Here is a 15,729-nt window from a genome sequence, read left to right as displayed (position 1 = left end):
GGCGGAAACCCGCTCCCGGGGCCCGTCCGGCGCATAGCGTGGGGCGAGGTGGCCTGCCCGGGGCGCCGGTGAGCGGAGGGAGAACGCGGTGACTGAGCCGGAGGAGGAGCAGGAGAAGACCCGCAAGACCGATCGGGTGCTGTTCTCGCCCGACGGCGACCCGCACCACACGCTGGCCGAGGCGCCCCAGCCGGACGAGCACCTCCCGCCCACCGTCACCCGCGACGGCCACACGGACGTGCTCGACGACGAGCAGTGAGCGCACGAACCCGCCCGGCCGACCGGGCGGGTTCCAGCCGCCGCGGAGGGCGGCCACGGAAGCAGCCTCAGACCGGCGGGATGCCGGAGCGGCCGATGTCCGACATGTCGTCGCCGATCTCGGTCCGGGTGCCGGCCACCGGCCCGGCGGTCGCCCCCGTCCGGTCCTCGATGCAGGCTTCACCCAGCCCGTGCATCAGCTCACCCACCGCGGCCAGCGCCGCACCCTTGTCCGGGCAGGGCTGCCCGGTGGCGAGCACCCGCCCGTCGCCGCCGACCACGGTGAACCCCACGGTGCCGTCGGCTTCGCTCTCGATGACGAACTTCACCATGCTCCTCTCGCCGCCCCGGGCCGGGCGGCCCTTCAGCTCACGCCGTGCGACTGCAGCCACAACTCCAGCAGGCCCAGTTGCCACAGCTTGTTGCTGCCGGCGGCGGCCTGCGCCCGGTCCGGCTCGGCCAGCAGCTCGTCGACGTACTCCCGGCGGAACAACCCGCGCCGGCGTGCCTCGGGCGCGCTGAGCGCCTCGACCACCAACTCTCGCACGGGCCCGTCGACGTTGCGCAGCGCCGGCACCGGGAAGTAGCCCTTGGGCCGGTCGATGACCTCGGCCGGCAGCACTTCCCGGGCCACCTCCTTGAGCACGCCCTTGCCGCCCTGGGCCAGCTTGTGCTCGGGCGGGCAGGCCGCGGCGAGCGCCACCAGGTCCTGGTCGAGGAAGGGCGTGCGCACCTCCAGTCCCCAGGCCATGCTCATGCTGTCGACCCGTTTGACCGGGTCGTCGGGCAGCATCAGGTGCGTGTCCAGGCGCAGCACCGCGTCCACGGCGGTCTGCGCGCCGGGCGCGGCCAGGTCCGCGGCGACCAGCTCGCCGCTGGCGTCGCGCTCACAGGTGTACGCGGGGTCGACCACCCGGTTCAGCTCGGCGTGGTCGCGGTCGAAGAACGCGGCGGTGAACTCGGCCGCGGCGTTCTCCCGCGCCGCGTCGGCGAGCCGGTGGTGGTAGCCGTAGCCGGCGAACACCTCGTCGGCGCCCTGGCCCGACTGCGCCACCTTCACGTGCCGGGCGACCTGCTCGGAGAGCAGGTGGAACGCCACCACGTCGTGGCTGCCCATCGGTTCGGTCATGGCCGCCACGGTGGCGCGTACGGCCGGGCCGAGATCGCCGTCGGAGAGCTGGATGCGGTGGTGGTCGGTGCCGAACGCGCGGGCGACCAGGTCGGAGTAGTGGAACTCGTCGCCGGCCTCGTCGCCGCGGCTGTCGAACCCGATGCTGAACGTCTGGAGGTGGTGCTGACCGGCGCCGTCGAGCAGCGCGACGATCATGCTGGAGTCGAGGCCGCCGGAGAGCAGCACCCCGACCGGCACGTCGGCGACCAGCCGGCGGCGTACGGCCGTGCGCAGCGCGTCCCCGACGGCGGCCCGCCAGTCGGCGGCGTCCATGCCGTCGTGGGCCGTGTCGCGCCGGTACTCGGGCCGCCAGTAGACGCGCTCGCGGCTGTGCCCGTCGGCGTCCACCACCCGGACGGTGGCCGGGGGCAGCTTGCGGATGCCGCGCAGGATCGTGCGGGGGGCCGGCACGATCGAGTGCCAGGACAGGTAGTGGTGCAGCGCGACCCGGTCGATGCCGGTGTCGACGTCGCCTCCGGCCAGCAGCGCCGGCAGCGTGGAGGCGAACCGGAGCCGGCCCGGGGACTCGGCGAGGTACAGCGGTTTGATGCCGAGCCGGTCGCGGGCCAGCACGAGCCGGCGGCGACGCCGGTCCACGAGCGCCACGGCGAACATGCCGACCAGGTGGTCGACGAACCGCTCCCCCCACTGCGCGTACGCCACCAGGATCACCTCGGTGTCGCTGGTGCTGTGGAACGTGTGCCCGGCGGCGCGCAGTTCGTCGCGCAGCTGCGGGTAGTTGTAGACGCAGCCGTTGAACACGAGCGCCAGGCCGAGGTCGTCGCGGACCATCGGCTGCGCGCCGGCCTCGGACAGGTCGATGACTGTCAGCCGGCGGTGCCCCAGCGCGATCCAGCCGTCGTCCCATGCGCCCTCACCGTCGGGGCCGCGTGAGCGCATCGCCGCTGTCATCCGGTTCACCGCGTCGGTGTCGGGGGTGACTTCGTCGAACCTGGCCTCACCGCTGATCCCGCACATCTCAGCGCCCACCGGTCAGTCGCGGAGCACCCACCATGCCAACCTCCCGCCGCGTCGTCTCCCCCGGGCGGTCCGCCGGGTACGGCGACTACCCGGCCTGTGGCGTAGGAAACCCGGATGGGCGGTTGGCGAGCCGGGCACGGCGCGCCGTCGTACGGTGGCGGTACGGGCCATGTCCCCGGGCGGTCCGGCCACGGGACGTGGCCAGGATCAACGACGCCTGCCAGGAGGACGTGTGTTCGCCAATTCCGAGGAACTCCTGCGATACCTCACCGACGAGGACGTGAAGTTCGTCGACGTACGTTTCTGTGACCTGCCCGGCGTGATGCAGCACTTCAACCTGCCGGTCGAGTCGTTCGACGACAGCGTGTTCACCGACGGCCTCGCCTTCGACGGCTCCTCGATCCGCGGCTTCCAGTCGATCCACGAATCGGACATGCTGCTGCTGCCGGACGTGGCGACCGCGTTCGTGGACCCGTTCCGCGCGCAGAAGACCGTCGCGTTGAACTTCTTCGTCCACGACCCGTTCACCAGGGAGGCGTACTCCCGGGATCCGCGCAACGTGGCGAAGAAGGCCGAGGCGTATCTGGCGGCGAGCGGCATCGCCGACACCGCGTACTTCGGCGCGGAGGCGGAGTTCTACATCTTCGACTCCATCCGCCACGAGACCTCGGCGCACCAGTCGTTCTACTACATCGACTCGATCGAGGGCGCCTGGAACACCGGGCGGATCGAGGAGGGCGGCAACCGCGGCTACAAGACCGCGTACAAGGGCGGCTACTTCCCGGTGCCTCCGGTGGACCACTACGCCGACCTGCGCGACAGCATGGTCCGCCGGATGGTGGACGCCGGTTTCACAGTGGAGCGTTCGCACCACGAGGTGGGCACCGGCGGGCAGTCGGAGATCAACTACAGGTTCTCGACGCTGCTGCACTCGGCCGACGACCTTCAGCTCTTCAAGTACCTGATCAAGAACGAGGCGTGGGCGCACGGCAAGACCGCGACGTTCATGCCCAAGCCGGTGTTCGGTGACAACGGCTCCGGCATGCACACCCACCAGAGCCTGTGGCGCGGCGGCGAGCCGCTGTTCTACGACGAGACCGGCTACGCCGGCCTGTCCGACACCGCCCGCTGGTACATCGGCGGCCTGCTGCACCACGCCCCGTCGCTGCTGGCCTTCACCAACCCGACCATCAACTCGTACCGCCGTCTCGTCCCCGGCTTCGAGGCGCCGGTCAACCTGGTCTACTCCCAGCGCAACCGCTCCGCCTGCACCCGCATCCCGGTCACCGGCAGCAACCCGAAGGCCAAGCGCGTCGAGTTCCGCGTGCCGGACCCGTCCAGCAACCCGTACCTGGCGTTCGCCGCCATGCTCATGGCCGGCTTGGACGGCATCAAGAACAAGATCGAGCCGCCCGCCCCGATCGACAAGGACCTGTACGACCTGCCCCCGGAGGAGTGGGGCGACGTCAAGCAGGTGCCCGGATCGCTGCCCGAGGCGCTGGCGGCGCTGGAGACCGACCACGACTACCTGCTCGACGGCAACGTCTTCACCGCCGACCTGATCTCCACCTGGGTCGACTGGAAGAACGCCAACGAGGTCGACCCGGTACGCCTGCGTCCGACCCCGCACGAGTTCGCCATGTACTACGACTGCTGAGCGACGTCCTGGTGAGCGACCCCACCGCCCCCGCGCCACCCGCGGGGGCGGTGGTCGGCGGAAACACCCTCGGGACGGCCCCCGGCCTCGTACCGTCGAGACATGATCCCGCCTCACGACGAGCTGCCGACCGTTCCGTGCCGGTGGAGCCGTCGGTGAGGCCGCGGCCCACCACCACCGCCACCACCCCGACACCAGAGATCCCCACCGTCCTGACCCTCGGGGTGGAAGAGGAGTTCCTGCTGCTGGACCCGGTCACCGGCGAGAGCATGCCGGTCGCCGACCGGGTCCGCGACGCGCTCTCCGGGACCGCACGCGAGCAGAGCCGGCAGGAGTTCCGGCACAGCATGGTGGAGATGGTGACCCCGGTCAGCCCCGACCTCGGTCAGCTCCGCGAGCACCTGGTCACGCTACGCCGGGCGGCCGCCCGCGCGGCCGAGGCGGCCGGGGCGCGACTGGTCGCCGTCGGCGCCACGCCGGTCTGCGAGGCCCACCGCACGGTGCCCGACGAGCAGCGCTACCACGACATGTCCCGCCGGTTCGGCCCGGTGGCCCACGACCCCGCGGTCTGCGGCTGCCACGTGCACGTCGGCGTACCCGAGCGGGAGCTGGCCGTGCAGGTGTGCAACCACCTGCGCCCGTGGCTGCCGGTGGTGCAGGCGCTCACCACCAACTCGCCGCTGCACGACGGGCGGGACACCGGGCACGCCAGCTGGCGCTCGATGCAGTTGGAACGGTGGCCGAGCATCGGGCCGACGCCGCACTTCCACTCGGCCGCCGACTACGACGCCACGGTCCGGGACCTGATCACCGCCGGCATCATGCTCGACGCCGCGATGGTCTACTGGTACGCCCGCCCGTCCGCGTCGTACCCCACAGTGGAGATCCGCGTCGGCGACGTCTGCCCCACGGTCGACGACACCGTCCTGATCGCCGGGCTGGTCCGGGCGCTGGTCGCCACCGCGATCGACGACATCCGCGACGGTGTGCCGGCCCAGCGCATCCGCGACTGCCTCGTCGCCGCCGCGCACTGGCGGGCCGCGCACGACGGCGTGGACGGTGACCTGGTCGACCTGCGCACCGGGCGGCCCCGGCCCGCCTGGGACCTCGTCGACGACATGCTCGGCATCGTCACGCCCGCGCTGACCCGCCACGGCGATCTGGACCTGGTCCGGCGCGAGATCGACCGGGTGCGCCGCGAGGGCACCGGCGCCACCCGGCAACGTCAGGTCATGGCCGACACCGGCGGTGACGTCCGTGTCGTGCTCGCGCACCTGGCCGCGCAGACCGTCTCGACGTGAGTCGATGACCTCCCCGGACCGGACCGGCGACCGGTCAGCGCAGCCCGGCGAACAGGTCGTCCTCCGGCGTCGGCGCGCCGGTGGTGTCCCGCACCCGCACGAACGTCTCCATGCCCATCAGCTCGGTGAACCGCTCCTGCCCGAGGCGCAGGAAGAAGATGTTCTCCGCCTGGCTGGCGTGCGCGGCGAGCGACGCGAACTTCTGCCCGCCGTAGCCGCTGGTGTCGACCCAGGTGGTGATCTCGTCGTCCGGCAGGCCCAGCGCCGGCGTCTCGTCGGTCGCCTCCGGCTCGGGGAACTCCACCCCGATCTCGCGCATGACGGTGCCGAACTGCTGGAACGCGCTGCGCGGCACGGTGGTCCAGTAGACCTTGGCCGGGATGCCGGTCTGCTCGACGGCGGCCATGGTGATGCGGTGGGCCTGGATGTGGTCCGGGTGGCCGTAGAAGCCGTTCTCGTCGTAGGTGACGACGACGTCGGGACGGTAGCGCCGGATCAGCTCGGCCAGCCGGCCGGCCGCCTCGGCCACCGGCGTGTTCCAGAACGCGCCGGGCGCGTCGTTCGTGGCCCAGCCCATCATCCCGGAGTCGCCGTAGTCGAGCGTCTCCAGGTGGGTCACCTTGAGCGCCTCGCAGCTCGCGGCCAGCTCGGCGCGGCGCATCTCGACCACGGCCTTCGGGTCGTGCCCGGGGTCGCCCGGCTTGGTTCCGCCGGGGCCGTCGCCGCACCCCCCGTCGGTGCAGGTAACGAGCACAGTGGTCACGCCCTCGGCCGCGTAGCGCGCCAGGATGCCGCCGGTGCTCGTCGCCTCGTCGTCGGGGTGCGCGTGCACCGCCATCAGGGTCAGGGATCGATCGGTCACCCCGTCACCATACGAGCATCGGCCGACGAACTAGCATTGCCCGGTCCGCAGACGGCGACGGAAGCGAGGCGCGATGGGTTGGCTCCAGCGGTTGCTCGGTGGCGGACGGGTCGAACTGGACCCGACACGTCAGCAGGAGCTGCTGCGGGACGTGCGGCAGTCCTACGGGGCGCACGCCCGCCTCCGGTTCCCGGAGCAGGCCGACGCGATCACCCGGCTGCTGTCCGATGACGACGGTCTCGTGGTGGCCGCCGGGATCGTCTGCGAGGCCGCCGACCAGGCGCACGCCGACCTGCTGGGCCAGGCGCACGAGGTGTTCCGGCGTACCGGCCGGCGGCTGCTGGTGCACCGCCGCAACTACCGGCCCCTGTGGAAGGAGGCCGGGCCCGCGCTGCGCTGGCCGCTCGGCGCGCTGCCCAGCGGGCTGCACCCGTACGCGCAGGTGGCCGGCGCCGTGGCGGCGGTCGGCGGGCGGGCCGACCGGCTGGACAAGGTGACCGATCCGCAGCCGTTCGTGACGCGCCTGTTCGAGGTTCTCGACCTGACCACGGCCGGCTGGGAGTTCGGCCGGGTGCGTGTGGACACCGACAGCGCGTCGCTGGTGGAGCGGCTGATGGGCACCGGCGCGCGGGTGCTCGCGACGATGGACGACCCGCCCCGGCTGCCGCCGGCGGTGCGGGAGATGATGCGCCGCAACCACCGCATCGCCGTGTACGACCCGGCCGGTCCCCGGGTGGTCGGCGAGTTCAACCTGGGCGCGCGGCTGCGCGAGACGCTGCTGGCCTGACCGTCGGCACGCCCCGCCCCGGCCGGGTTGCCGCGGCGGGGCGCGTCAGCGGTCAGGTGGTCGTGCAGGTGAGGTTCGTCGGCGGGTTGTTGGTGCCGCCGGCCGTGCCGATGAAGCCGAACGTGGTGGAGCCGCCGGCCGGCACCGAGCCGTTGTAGTCGACGTTGCGCACCGTCACGTTCGCGCCGCTCTGGGTGTGCGCGCCACTCCAGATCTGGTTGATCACCTGACCGTTCGGGAACGTCCAGGACACCGTCCAGCCGCGGATCGCGGTGGCGCCGGCGGTCACCGTGACCTCGGCCTGGAAGCCGCCCGACCAGGAGCCGGTGATCGCGTACGTGGCACGCGCGCCGGACGGCGCCGGCGAGCTGGTGGTCGGAGTCGGGGTCGGGGTCGGTGACGGCGTGGACGTCGGCGTCGCCGTCGGCGAGGGTGTCACGCCGGGCCGGGCCGCCCGGTACGTGTGGCCGGCGCGGACGGTGAGCGCGACGACGTCGGACTCCGGCCGGGTGGTGGCCGGTGTGCTGCCGTCGGTGACGTCGGTGAGGGTGAAGCTGCCGGTGAACAGCCGGGACCGCAGTCGCAGCGTACCGTCGCGGTCGGCGCGGACGCTGATCTCGTCGGCCTGGCTGTTGCTCCAGGTCAGCGCCACCGTGTAGCCACCCCGGCCGCGCAGCCCCGCGACCTGCCCGGCGGGCCAGGCGCTGGGGAGCGCGGGCAGCAGGTGCAGCTCCCCGGTGTGGCTGTGCAGCAGCATCTCGGCGATGCCGGAGGTGGCGCCGAAGTTGCCGTCGATCTGGAACGGCGGGTGCAGGTCGAACATGTTCGGCGCGAGCCGGTCGGTGCGGACCAGGTCGCGCAGGAGCTTGTGGGCGCGGGCGCCGTCCTCCAGCCGGGCCCAGAAATTGATCTTCCAGGCGAGGGACCAGCCGGTCCCGTCGTCGCCGCGCAGCTCCAGCGTCTTGCGGGCGGCCTCGTACAGCGCCGGGGTGCCCCGCCTGGTGATCTGGTTGCCGGGATGCAGCCCGTACAGGTGGGAGACGTGCCGGTGGGTGCGCTCGGTCTCGACCCAGTCGGCGAGCCACTCCTGCACGTTGCCCCGCGAACCGACGCGGCTCGGTGGCAGCCGGTCCTTGGCCGTACGCACCTGGGACCGGAACGTGGTGTCGACGCCGAGCACCTCGCTCGCCCGGGCCGCGGCGTCGAACAGGTCGCGCAGGATCTGGTTGTCCATCGTGGGTCCGGCGCAGACGCTGGCGTTGGCGTGGTGCGCCAGCTCCGGCGAGTTCGACGGGTTCGTCACCAGGTAGCCGAGCGTCGGATGGGCGACCAGGGTGTCGAGGAAGAACTGGGCGGCGCCCTTGAGCGCCGGGTAGTTGGCCTGGAGGAAGCCGAGGTCGCCGGTGAACAGGTAGTGGTCCCAGATGAGCGTGCTCAGCCAGGCCCCGCCGGTCTGCCACATGCCCCAGAACGCGCCGTCCACCACCGACGCGCCCCGCCAGGCGTCGGTGTTGTGGTGGGTGACCCAGCCACCGGCGCCGTACTGTGCCTGGGCGACCCGCGCGCCGGTGACGGTGAGGTCCTTGACCATGTCGAAGACCGGCAGGAAGCACTCGGACAGGTTCGTGATGTCGGCCGGCCAGTAGTTCATCGGCAGGTTGGCGTTGACCGTGTACTTCGAGTCCCAGGACGGCGTGAGAGAGTCGTTCCAGATGCCCTGCAGGTTCGCCGGCTGGGTGCCCGGCCGCGACGAGGAGATCAGCAGGTACCGCCCGAACTGGAACAGCAGCGCGGCGAACTGCGGGTCGTTCGTGCTCGCGTGCTGCGCGATCCGTACGTCGGTGGGCTGGTCGGCGGCGGCGGTGCGGCCCAGGTCGATCGTGACCCGGTCGAACAGCGCCTGGTAGTCGGCGCGGTGGCGGGTGCGGAGCTGGTCGACGTCGACGCTCTTGGCGGCGTTCAGCCGGTTGCGGGCGATGCCCTGGTAGTCGCCGTTGACGGTGCGGTAGTTGACGTAGCTGGTGCCGATCGAGATCAGGACCGTCACGCTGGTCGCGCCGGACACCCGCAGCGTGCCGCCGGAGCTGCTCACCGTGCCGCCGGTGACGGCGGCGTTGGCCAGCGCGAGGAACCGCACCGAGCCGTTGACCCCCTCCATCGAGCCGGAGATGCCGTCGAGCGCGACTGTCGCGCCGTCCGGGCTGGACACGGTGGTCCGCTGCGGGCTGTCGAACGCGGCGGAGAACGTGATCGCGTTCGCCCGGTCGGCGGTCAGCCGGAGCACTATCACCTGGTCGGGCGCGCTGGCGAAGACCTCCCGCTGGTACCGGACACCGTTCAGCACGTACGTGGTGGTGACGGTGGCGGTGGTGAGGTCCAGCGTCCGGTTGTACTGCGTCGCCCCGCTCGCCGACCCGAAGGAGAGCCGCAGGTCGCCGACGGTCTGGTAGGCGAGCTGACCGCCGGGGCTGCCCATCATGGTCTGGTTGATCAAATCCTGGGCCGAGGTCCACTGGTCGGCGAAGACGCGACGCCGGATCTCGGCCAGGTTGGCCGCGCCCCGGGTGTTCGCCGAGTCGTACGGGCCGCCGGCCCAGACGGTGTCCTCGTTGAGCTGGAGCCGTTCGGTGTCCACGTTGCCGAACACCATCGCGCCGAGCCGCCCGTTGCCGATCGGCAGGGCGCGCAGCCAGTCGGTGCCGGCCGGTTCGTCGTACCAGAGCGCCAGGTCGTTCGCGGCGAGCACCTGCGCCGGCGCCGCCGAGCCGGCGCGGGCGGCGGCGCTCCAGGCGGCCGGCACCAGCGCGGCGCCGGTGCCGGCCGCTGCGGCCTTGATGACGTTGCGTCGTGTCACTTCAGACATGCTTTTCTCCCAACCGCGCGGATCAGAGGCGGGTCCGGGTGCGCGGCTGCTCTGTTATCGCTAACAGATTGCGCCTCGCACACCCGGACGCCGCGTTCCTGCCACTCCGCGCCCAGGGCTCCCGACCGGTCGACACGTCGGCCAACATGGACTCTCATGGATGAAGTGACATCGCGTCAAGGGGTGTTACCGCTAACAGACGCGATCCGTGGCGCACTCGCCGGGCCGAGCGGGGCGCGGGCGCGGCCGGCCGGCCCACCCGGGCCACGTGCACGATCCGCTCCGGCGCCACGTCCAGCAGCGTGCCGAGCGCGCCACGGGTGGCGGCGACGTCGACGAGCTGACTGAGCGGGTGCGCGGCCAGCCCGGCCGTGTGCAGCGTCAGCCACATCCGCATCAGCACGCGTCCGAACTCGACCTGCCCGGCCGCGTCCAGACCGGGCGGCGCGATCAGCGCCAGCACCCCGCCGCCCTGCGCCAGTGGATCACCGCCCGCGGCGGCGAGCAGCCGGGGGAGCCCCAGCGGGCGCAACGCCGGGTACGCCGCGAGCGCCGCCCGCAGTCCGGTGGCCGCCGCCCGGCCCAGCCCGAGGCAGCTGTCACTGAGCCCGTCGCTCCGGTAGCGCGGGCACGCCCGGTCCAGGCGCAGCCAGCGGCGCAGCTCGGCGACCACCGACGGGTCGGCGTACACGTGCCGGTCGGCCGTGCGCAGCAGCGCGCGCAGCCGCCCGGCCGCCGGCACCACGCGGGCCGCGCCACCGGCCCGGCGGGCGACCGCGTCCACGGCCGCGACCACGTCGGCGTCCGGGCCGCCGGTGAACCGGCCCCGGTGGGTACGCCGGTCCCACACGTCGGCGGCGCGAAACGGCGTCCGGTACGGCTGCCGGGCCGGACGCAGCCGCCCCACCCGCCGGTCCGACTCGTCGTGGTCGGCGGCCCAGTCCAGCCGCAGCCCCGCGTCGGCGGCGACGATCAGGCAGGTCTCCACGAACGCGCCGAGCGACAGCCGCAGGTCCCGCCCGGTCGGGTCGCCGGCGGGCAGCGTGTCGGCCGGGTCCCAGCCGACGGTGATCGCCCAGCGCTCGTAGCGCAGCCGCCACGGCTGGGTGTTGTGCGCGCTCGGCGCCCGCCAGCACAGCGGCTCCAGCGCGCGGAACGCGGCGAGGTCCATGCTCACCGCTCCCTGGCGTAGAACGTGTAGCCGTGCAGCGGGCGTCCGCCGAGGCGCCGGTACTGGGCGGCCGACGCCGGGTTGTCCCGCCCGACGTACGTGCTGCGCAGCGCCGTGTATCCGCCGACGTGCAGGTTGCGGTGCAGATGCTCCGACAGCAGCCGCTGGTAGCCGCGCCCCTGGAACCGCGGCACCACACCCTTGACGATCAGCACCGCCTCCCGCCGGTACCGGCGGCGGGTGGCCAGCAGCCGCAGCTGGTTGACCGGGTTCAGGTCGCCGCGCATCGCTACCAGGAAGTCGCTGATGTCGGGCACGCAGAGCACGAACGCCACCGGCTGCCCGTCGCGGGTCAGGTAGAGCAGCAGCGAGTCATCCAGCAGGTACGCCAGCCCGTCGGTCTGCCGCCGCAGCTGCGCCGCCGAGATCGGTGTGTAGTAGCCGAGCTGGGCGAAGGAGTCGTTGAGCATCCCGCGCAGCAGGTCGAGCTGTTCGTCGAGGCGCCGGGTGTCCCCGTGGTGCAGGTCCAGCCGGGAGCCGTCGGGCTGGATGCCCAGCGCGGGCGGCGGCCCGGACGGCGACGGCACCGGGCAGATCCAGGTGTCGGAGACGAACCGCCCGGTGAACCCGTTCCCCTCGTAGGCGTCCGGGTAGTACGGCGGGTTCCACGCGCTGTCCACGAAACCCCGGTCGGCGTACCCGGAGGTGATCACGCCGCCGGCCTGGTTGGGCAGCAGCGCCACCGGCCCGAACAGCAGGTCCCGGCCGGGTGTGGCGTGCGTGGCGATCGCGTCGAACAGCGGCCGGGCGGCGTGCGGGGTGAACTCGGTGAGCCCGAACAACTGGCACCGGCGGCCGAGCTTGGCGTCGAGGTCGGCGTCGGTGTGCAGCGTGGTCCGCCCGACCACCGCGCCGGAGGCGTCGCGCAGCACGTACATCGGCACGCCGTCGCGCCACCAGCGGCGGATCTGCTGCCGGGGCGTCGGCACGTAGCGGGACTCGTCCGCGTACAGCCGGTCGGTGAGCGCGAGGAAGTCGCGCAGGCCGCGCCGGCCGGTCACGCGCTCGAACCGGTGGCCGGTCACCGGCGCACCGCCGGTCCGGTCGTCTCCGCGCCCAGCGGCGTGAACCGCTCGATGTGGCCCATCGCGCCGTCCTCGGCCCGCCACGCGCCGTTTGAGTAGCCGTCCGGGGAGGCGGTGTAGATGCGGATGAACCCGGCCGTGGCGTTGCGGTTGCCGTCGGTCAGCCACATCATCAGCTTCCGGTGGTGCCGGGTCCGGGCGAAGCGCAGCAGCGCGTCGCGGTCGGTGAAGAACGCGATGGTGCCGAGCGTCAGCGGGAACTGCCAGTAGACGGTGTGCCAGCAGTAGCCGGACATCCGGCGCATGTCGCGCACCATCCGGATCCAGTCGGGGGCCAGGCGCAGCAGCACCAGCGGGTTCGCGTACCGGGTGCCGCCGATGAACATGGCGCCGGCGCGGGCCTGGGCCGGGGCGCGGGAGAAGTCACGGGTACGCATCGCTCACCTCACCAGGTAGACGTTCTTGATCTTCTGCATGGCGGCGAACGGGCCGCAGTCCGGTTCGTGCAGTTCCACCCGCAGGTCACCGGCGGTCGGGTCCTCCACCAGGGACTGCGCGAAGTCCCGCGACACCGAGGTCAGGTGCGCGCGTACCCCGTCGCGGCAGGCGTCGGCGAGCGCCGCGCGGGCCGCGGCGTCCAGCGGGCGGCGCAGCTCCACGTGGATCACCGGCCGGGTCTCCAGCGCCGCGTCCTCGTGCAGCGTGAGACAGAACCTGTTGATCTCGGCGGCGTACGGGTTGCCGGTGTAGAGGCCGTACTCGACGTCCTGCGGGTAGAGGTTCGCGCCCAGGTAGGACACGGTGGAGTCGCTGCGGCCGAACAACAGCAGCAACGGCAGCGTCATCCGCTCCTCGGCCACCGCGGTACGGAACTCGGCGCGACGCACCGGGTCGGCGTTGGCCAGTTCGACGATCCGCCGGTACGGCACCAGCAGCGCCTCGTCGCCGACGTTGTAGCGCAGCCGGGGCTGGAGCACGTGCGGGCCGGTGACAGTGCAGAGCAGTTCCCGCCGCTCGTTGGTCTCCAGGTAGGTGGCGAACGGGTTGTACTGGAACACCATCGGCAGCCGCTGCTCGCCGCGGCCCAGCAGTTCCGCGCGCAGTCCCGCGTCGGTGCGCAGCCGCCGCCGCAACCAGACCGTGAACCGGGTCTCCGCGCCGATGCCGATGGTCAGGTCCGACGCCCCGTACGCCGACCGCACCCGCACGAACCGCTGCTCCAGGTAGTCGCGCAACGCCTCGGTCATCCCCTCGCCGCCGCAACTGGCGAAGATCCGGTACCGCGACCACGGAAAGTCCTCGGCGTCGAGCCGGTCCCGCAGGTGCTTGAGGAACGGCGGGTACGCGGTCACCAGGTAGTCGTGGCCGGGGCCGAACTCGCGCAGCGTGTCGACGATCTTCCCCAGGTCGGGGCCGGTGTTCTTCACCGTCGCGATCCGGGCCATCGCCGCGCCGGTCGTGGTGCCGGTCGCCCAGGCGCCCATCGAGTACGCGTTGATGACGAACGGTCGACGCATCGGGAACGCCAGCCCGGTGTACCCGGCGATGTCGCGGTGCACCGCCCGCAGCTCCCGCTCGCCGCGCGGCCAGTTGAACGGCCGCCCGGACGAGCCGGCCGACTCGTCGACCACCACGCCCCGCTCCGGCATCCGCCCGTCCCGGCACCGGGCCGAGGCGTCGTACGCCATGACGTACCCACGTTTGTCGGTCTCCGGGAAGTCCCGCAGCCGGCGGCGCAGCCCGCCCGGGCGGGCCCGCAGGAACGCCTGGTACGCGGGCACCCGCCGGGCGGCGCGGACGCAGGTGGACCGCGCGTTCGCGGCGGCGAGCCGGTCGAGGACCGGGTGGTGGCGCCGGGCCAGCCACCTCCAGCCGGCGGGGTGGTGGGCGATGAGCCGGGCCAGCGCGGCGACCGCGCGGCCGGCGGGGGCCAGCGCGGCCTCGGCGGGCAGCGGCGTGTCGACGGTACGCAAGGCGGCGTGTCGGTGCAGCGTCTCGGCCATGACAAGGATCCTGTCGACGCCGCCGCGCCCGCACATGAGCGACGGGACGGTACTGCGCTGAGTACCCGTACCCAGCCGGCCGGCCGCCGTGACCGGACGCAGGAATCATGAAAAGACGGACTTAAGGGGCAATGACCTGGCACCTTTACCGCTGTGAGCGTCGAGGCCTTCCGGCTCCGACCAGCCACAACGGGGGAAGAGGAAGATGGTTCACAAGGGATGGCGGCGACCTGCGTCGGCGCTGGCGGTGCTCGCCGTGCTGGCGTCGTCGTCGATGTTCGCGGTGGTGGTCTCGCCCCCGCCCGCCTCGGCCACCGTCCCCGGCCAGCCAGGAGTGCCCCAACCCGGCACTCCCATCTTCACCGAGGACTTCTCCAACGAGAGCGCGGCCGACGCGCCGATCCGCATCGGCTCCTACACCGGATCACCCGGTTCGGTGTACGTGCCGGGGCCGGGAGGCAGCGGCGCGGACAGCGAGACGTACACGGCGGACCCGGCGTGGAGCCCCGGCGCCGGAGCCTGCAACGGCTGGATCATGCGGCAGACGTCACCGCTCCCGCCCAACGGCGGCGACCCGCCCGTGACCGACAACGACCAGTGCGCCCGCAGCCGCGCCTGGACCACGATCGGCCAGATGGTCCACGACATGGGGGTCTTCCAGGGCCAGAGTGACGAGGAGGCGACGACGAACCAGGCCCTCACCGAGTTCTCCAACGGGATCGGCGGAGTGCAGGCCGCCGGCTACCAGTTCGACACCGACAGCAACACCATCCCGGCGGTCGGCGGCCACTTCTACGCCGTCTCGGCGATCTTCGCGGAGACGAACTGCCAGGTCCCGGGTGCGGCGCGGGCCAGCGAGCGGTTCGAGCTGATGCTCAACGAGGTGCCGACGGTCCTCGCCGAGGGTCTCAACCCCTGCACGGACCCCAGCGCGGTGGTGATCAACGGCACCTACATCGCGAAGCTCCAGTCCACGGCGATCCAACTCCCGGTCGACGACACCCCGACGCTGGGCCTGCGCCTCTACAACGCCACCGCCACGGGCGTCGGCAACGACGTGGCGTTCGACCTCCCCCAGATCGTCGACGTGACCCCGCAACTGGACAAGGCGTTCAGCCCGGCCACCATCGGGCAGGGGCAGACGTCCACCCTGACGTTCACCGTCACCAACACCGACGACCTGCAGGCCAAGAACGGGATGAGCTTCACCGACGAGCTTCCCGCAGGCGTGACCGCGACCGGGGTGAACAACACCACCTGCTCGGACGCCACGGTGACCGCGGCAGCCGGCGCGACCTCCGTGGTCTTCGACGGCGACATCGGCCTGGGCGTCCCGTCCTGCACCGTCTCCGTCGAGGTGACCGCGGACGTGGTCGGCTCGTACACGAACACCGGATGCGCCGGGCCGGACGGCACGCCGATCCCCGGCTGTGAGAGCAACTTCCCGACGATCCTCGGGATCAACCCGCCCGGCTCCGCCACGCTCCAGGTCATCCCCACCGTCGACCTGGCCGTGACGAAGACGGCGAGCCCGAACCCGTACGTGCCGGGCGCACCGCTGACGTACACCGTCACGGTCACCAACGGCGG

At 72.4% G+C, this 15,729-nt stretch carries 12 protein-coding genes and 1 pseudogene; 5 read left to right on the top strand and 8 right to left on the bottom strand.

Annotation, left to right across the window (positions count from 1 at the left end; all coding sequences use genetic code 11):
- The first annotated feature begins 88 nt into the window (after positions 1-88).
- Positions 89-259, top strand: coding sequence for a hypothetical protein (locus KBX43_RS20290; protein ID WP_013285860.1), 171 nt, complete (start codon positions 89-91; stop codon positions 257-259).
- A 67-nt stretch (positions 260-326) separates the two neighbouring features.
- Here KBX43_RS20290 and KBX43_RS20285 read toward each other — a convergent pair whose 3' ends face one another.
- Together KBX43_RS20285 and KBX43_RS20280 are read right to left on the bottom strand one after the other, a co-directional pair.
- Positions 327-590: a hypothetical protein gene (locus tag KBX43_RS20285; RefSeq protein ID WP_222948895.1), complete on the bottom strand. Its 264-nt coding sequence runs from the start codon at positions 588-590 to the stop codon at positions 327-329.
- 32 nt (positions 591-622) lie between these two features.
- The gene (locus KBX43_RS20280) at positions 623-2,407 is read right to left on the bottom strand and encodes an N-acetylglutaminylglutamine amidotransferase (RefSeq protein ID WP_210886727.1); all 1,785 of its coding nucleotides are present in this window, start codon (positions 2,405-2,407) and stop codon (positions 623-625) included.
- Positions 2,408-2,642: 235 nt separating this feature from the next.
- Between KBX43_RS20280 and glnA the strand changes: the two genes are divergently transcribed.
- Positions 2,643-4,067: a type I glutamate--ammonia ligase gene (glnA, locus tag KBX43_RS20275; RefSeq protein ID WP_069090145.1), complete on the top strand. Its 1,425-nt coding sequence runs from the start codon at positions 2,643-2,645 to the stop codon at positions 4,065-4,067.
- A 155-nt stretch (positions 4,068-4,222) separates the two neighbouring features.
- Entirely contained in the window at positions 4,223-5,368 is a 1,146-nt protein-coding gene (locus tag KBX43_RS20270) for a glutamate--cysteine ligase (protein ID WP_210886569.1), read from the top strand.
- Between the two features lie 34 nt (positions 5,369-5,402).
- Here the strand turns inward: KBX43_RS20270 and KBX43_RS20265 are convergent, their stop codons facing one another.
- Complete coding sequence (locus KBX43_RS20265; RefSeq protein WP_210886568.1) at positions 5,403-6,230, bottom strand: PIG-L family deacetylase; 828 nt, start codon at positions 6,228-6,230, stop codon at positions 5,403-5,405.
- A 73-nt stretch (positions 6,231-6,303) separates the two neighbouring features.
- Here KBX43_RS20265 and KBX43_RS20260 point away from each other — a divergent pair, with 73 nt between their 5' ends.
- Positions 6,304-7,017 carry a hypothetical protein gene (locus tag KBX43_RS20260; RefSeq protein ID WP_043324727.1) on the top strand — a complete coding sequence of 238 codons (714 nt, stop codon included), beginning with the start codon at positions 6,304-6,306 and terminating at the stop codon, positions 7,015-7,017.
- Between the two features lie 52 nt (positions 7,018-7,069).
- On the opposite strand, the gene KBX43_RS20255 is transcribed toward KBX43_RS20260, so the two are convergent.
- The 5 genes from KBX43_RS20255 to KBX43_RS20235 all read right to left on the bottom strand — a co-directional run bounded on the left by KBX43_RS20255 (position 7,070) and on the right by KBX43_RS20235 (position 14,139).
- Positions 7,070-9,880, bottom strand: coding sequence for a glycoside hydrolase N-terminal domain-containing protein (locus tag KBX43_RS20255; RefSeq protein WP_210886566.1), 2,811 nt, complete (start codon positions 9,878-9,880; stop codon positions 7,070-7,072).
- A 154-nt stretch (positions 9,881-10,034) separates the two neighbouring features.
- Entirely contained in the window at positions 10,035-11,051 is a 1,017-nt protein-coding gene (locus KBX43_RS20250; protein WP_166456595.1) for a nitroreductase, read from the bottom strand.
- A gap of 2 nt (positions 11,052-11,053) precedes the next feature.
- Positions 11,054-12,136: a hypothetical protein gene (locus KBX43_RS20245; RefSeq protein ID WP_210886563.1), complete on the bottom strand. Its 1,083-nt coding sequence runs from the start codon at positions 12,134-12,136 to the stop codon at positions 11,054-11,056.
- The gene (locus KBX43_RS20240) at positions 12,133-12,573 is read right to left on the bottom strand and encodes a DUF4188 domain-containing protein (protein WP_187693058.1); all 441 of its coding nucleotides are present in this window, start codon (positions 12,571-12,573) and stop codon (positions 12,133-12,135) included. The genes KBX43_RS20245 and KBX43_RS20240 overlap by 4 nt, the downstream gene beginning before the upstream one ends.
- A 3-nt stretch (positions 12,574-12,576) precedes the next feature.
- The gene (locus KBX43_RS20235) at positions 12,577-14,139 is read right to left on the bottom strand and encodes a phenylacetate--CoA ligase family protein (RefSeq protein WP_210886561.1); all 1,563 of its coding nucleotides are present in this window, start codon (positions 14,137-14,139) and stop codon (positions 12,577-12,579) included.
- A gap of 205 nt (positions 14,140-14,344) precedes the next feature.
- Here KBX43_RS20235 and KBX43_RS20230 point away from each other — a divergent pair.
- A pseudogene (locus KBX43_RS20230) lies at positions 14,345-15,729 on the top strand (hypothetical protein); the annotation flags it as partial.

It is taken from the genome of Micromonospora sp. C41, from assembly GCF_018070485.1.
GTDB classification, from domain to species: Bacteria; Actinomycetota; Actinomycetes; order Mycobacteriales; family Micromonosporaceae; genus Micromonospora; species Micromonospora chalcea.
This window is presented reverse-complemented; position numbering and strand designations above follow the sequence as displayed.

Bases quoted from the DNA above. Each gene is read 5' to 3' on its own strand.
- KBX43_RS20250 (WP_166456595.1), bottom strand. From the start codon at position 11,051: ATGGACCTCGCCGCGTTCCGCGCGCTGGAGCCGCTGTGCTGGCGGGCG.
- KBX43_RS20235 (WP_210886561.1), bottom strand. From the start codon at position 14,139: ATGGCCGAGACGCTGCACCGACACGCCGCCTTGCGTACCGTCGACACG.
- KBX43_RS20280 (WP_210886727.1), bottom strand. From the start codon at position 2,407: ATGTGCGGGATCAGCGGTGAGGCCAGGTTCGACGAAGTCACCCCCGAC.
- KBX43_RS20260 (WP_043324727.1), top strand. From the start codon at position 6,304: ATGGGTTGGCTCCAGCGGTTGCTCGGTGGCGGACGGGTCGAACTGGAC.
- KBX43_RS20285 (WP_222948895.1), bottom strand. From the start codon at position 590: ATGGTGAAGTTCGTCATCGAGAGCGAAGCCGACGGCACCGTGGGGTTC.
- KBX43_RS20255 (WP_210886566.1), bottom strand. From the start codon at position 9,880: ATGTCTGAAGTGACACGACGCAACGTCATCAAGGCCGCAGCGGCCGGC.
- KBX43_RS20240 (WP_187693058.1), bottom strand. From the start codon at position 12,573: ATGCGTACCCGTGACTTCTCCCGCGCCCCGGCCCAGGCCCGCGCCGGC.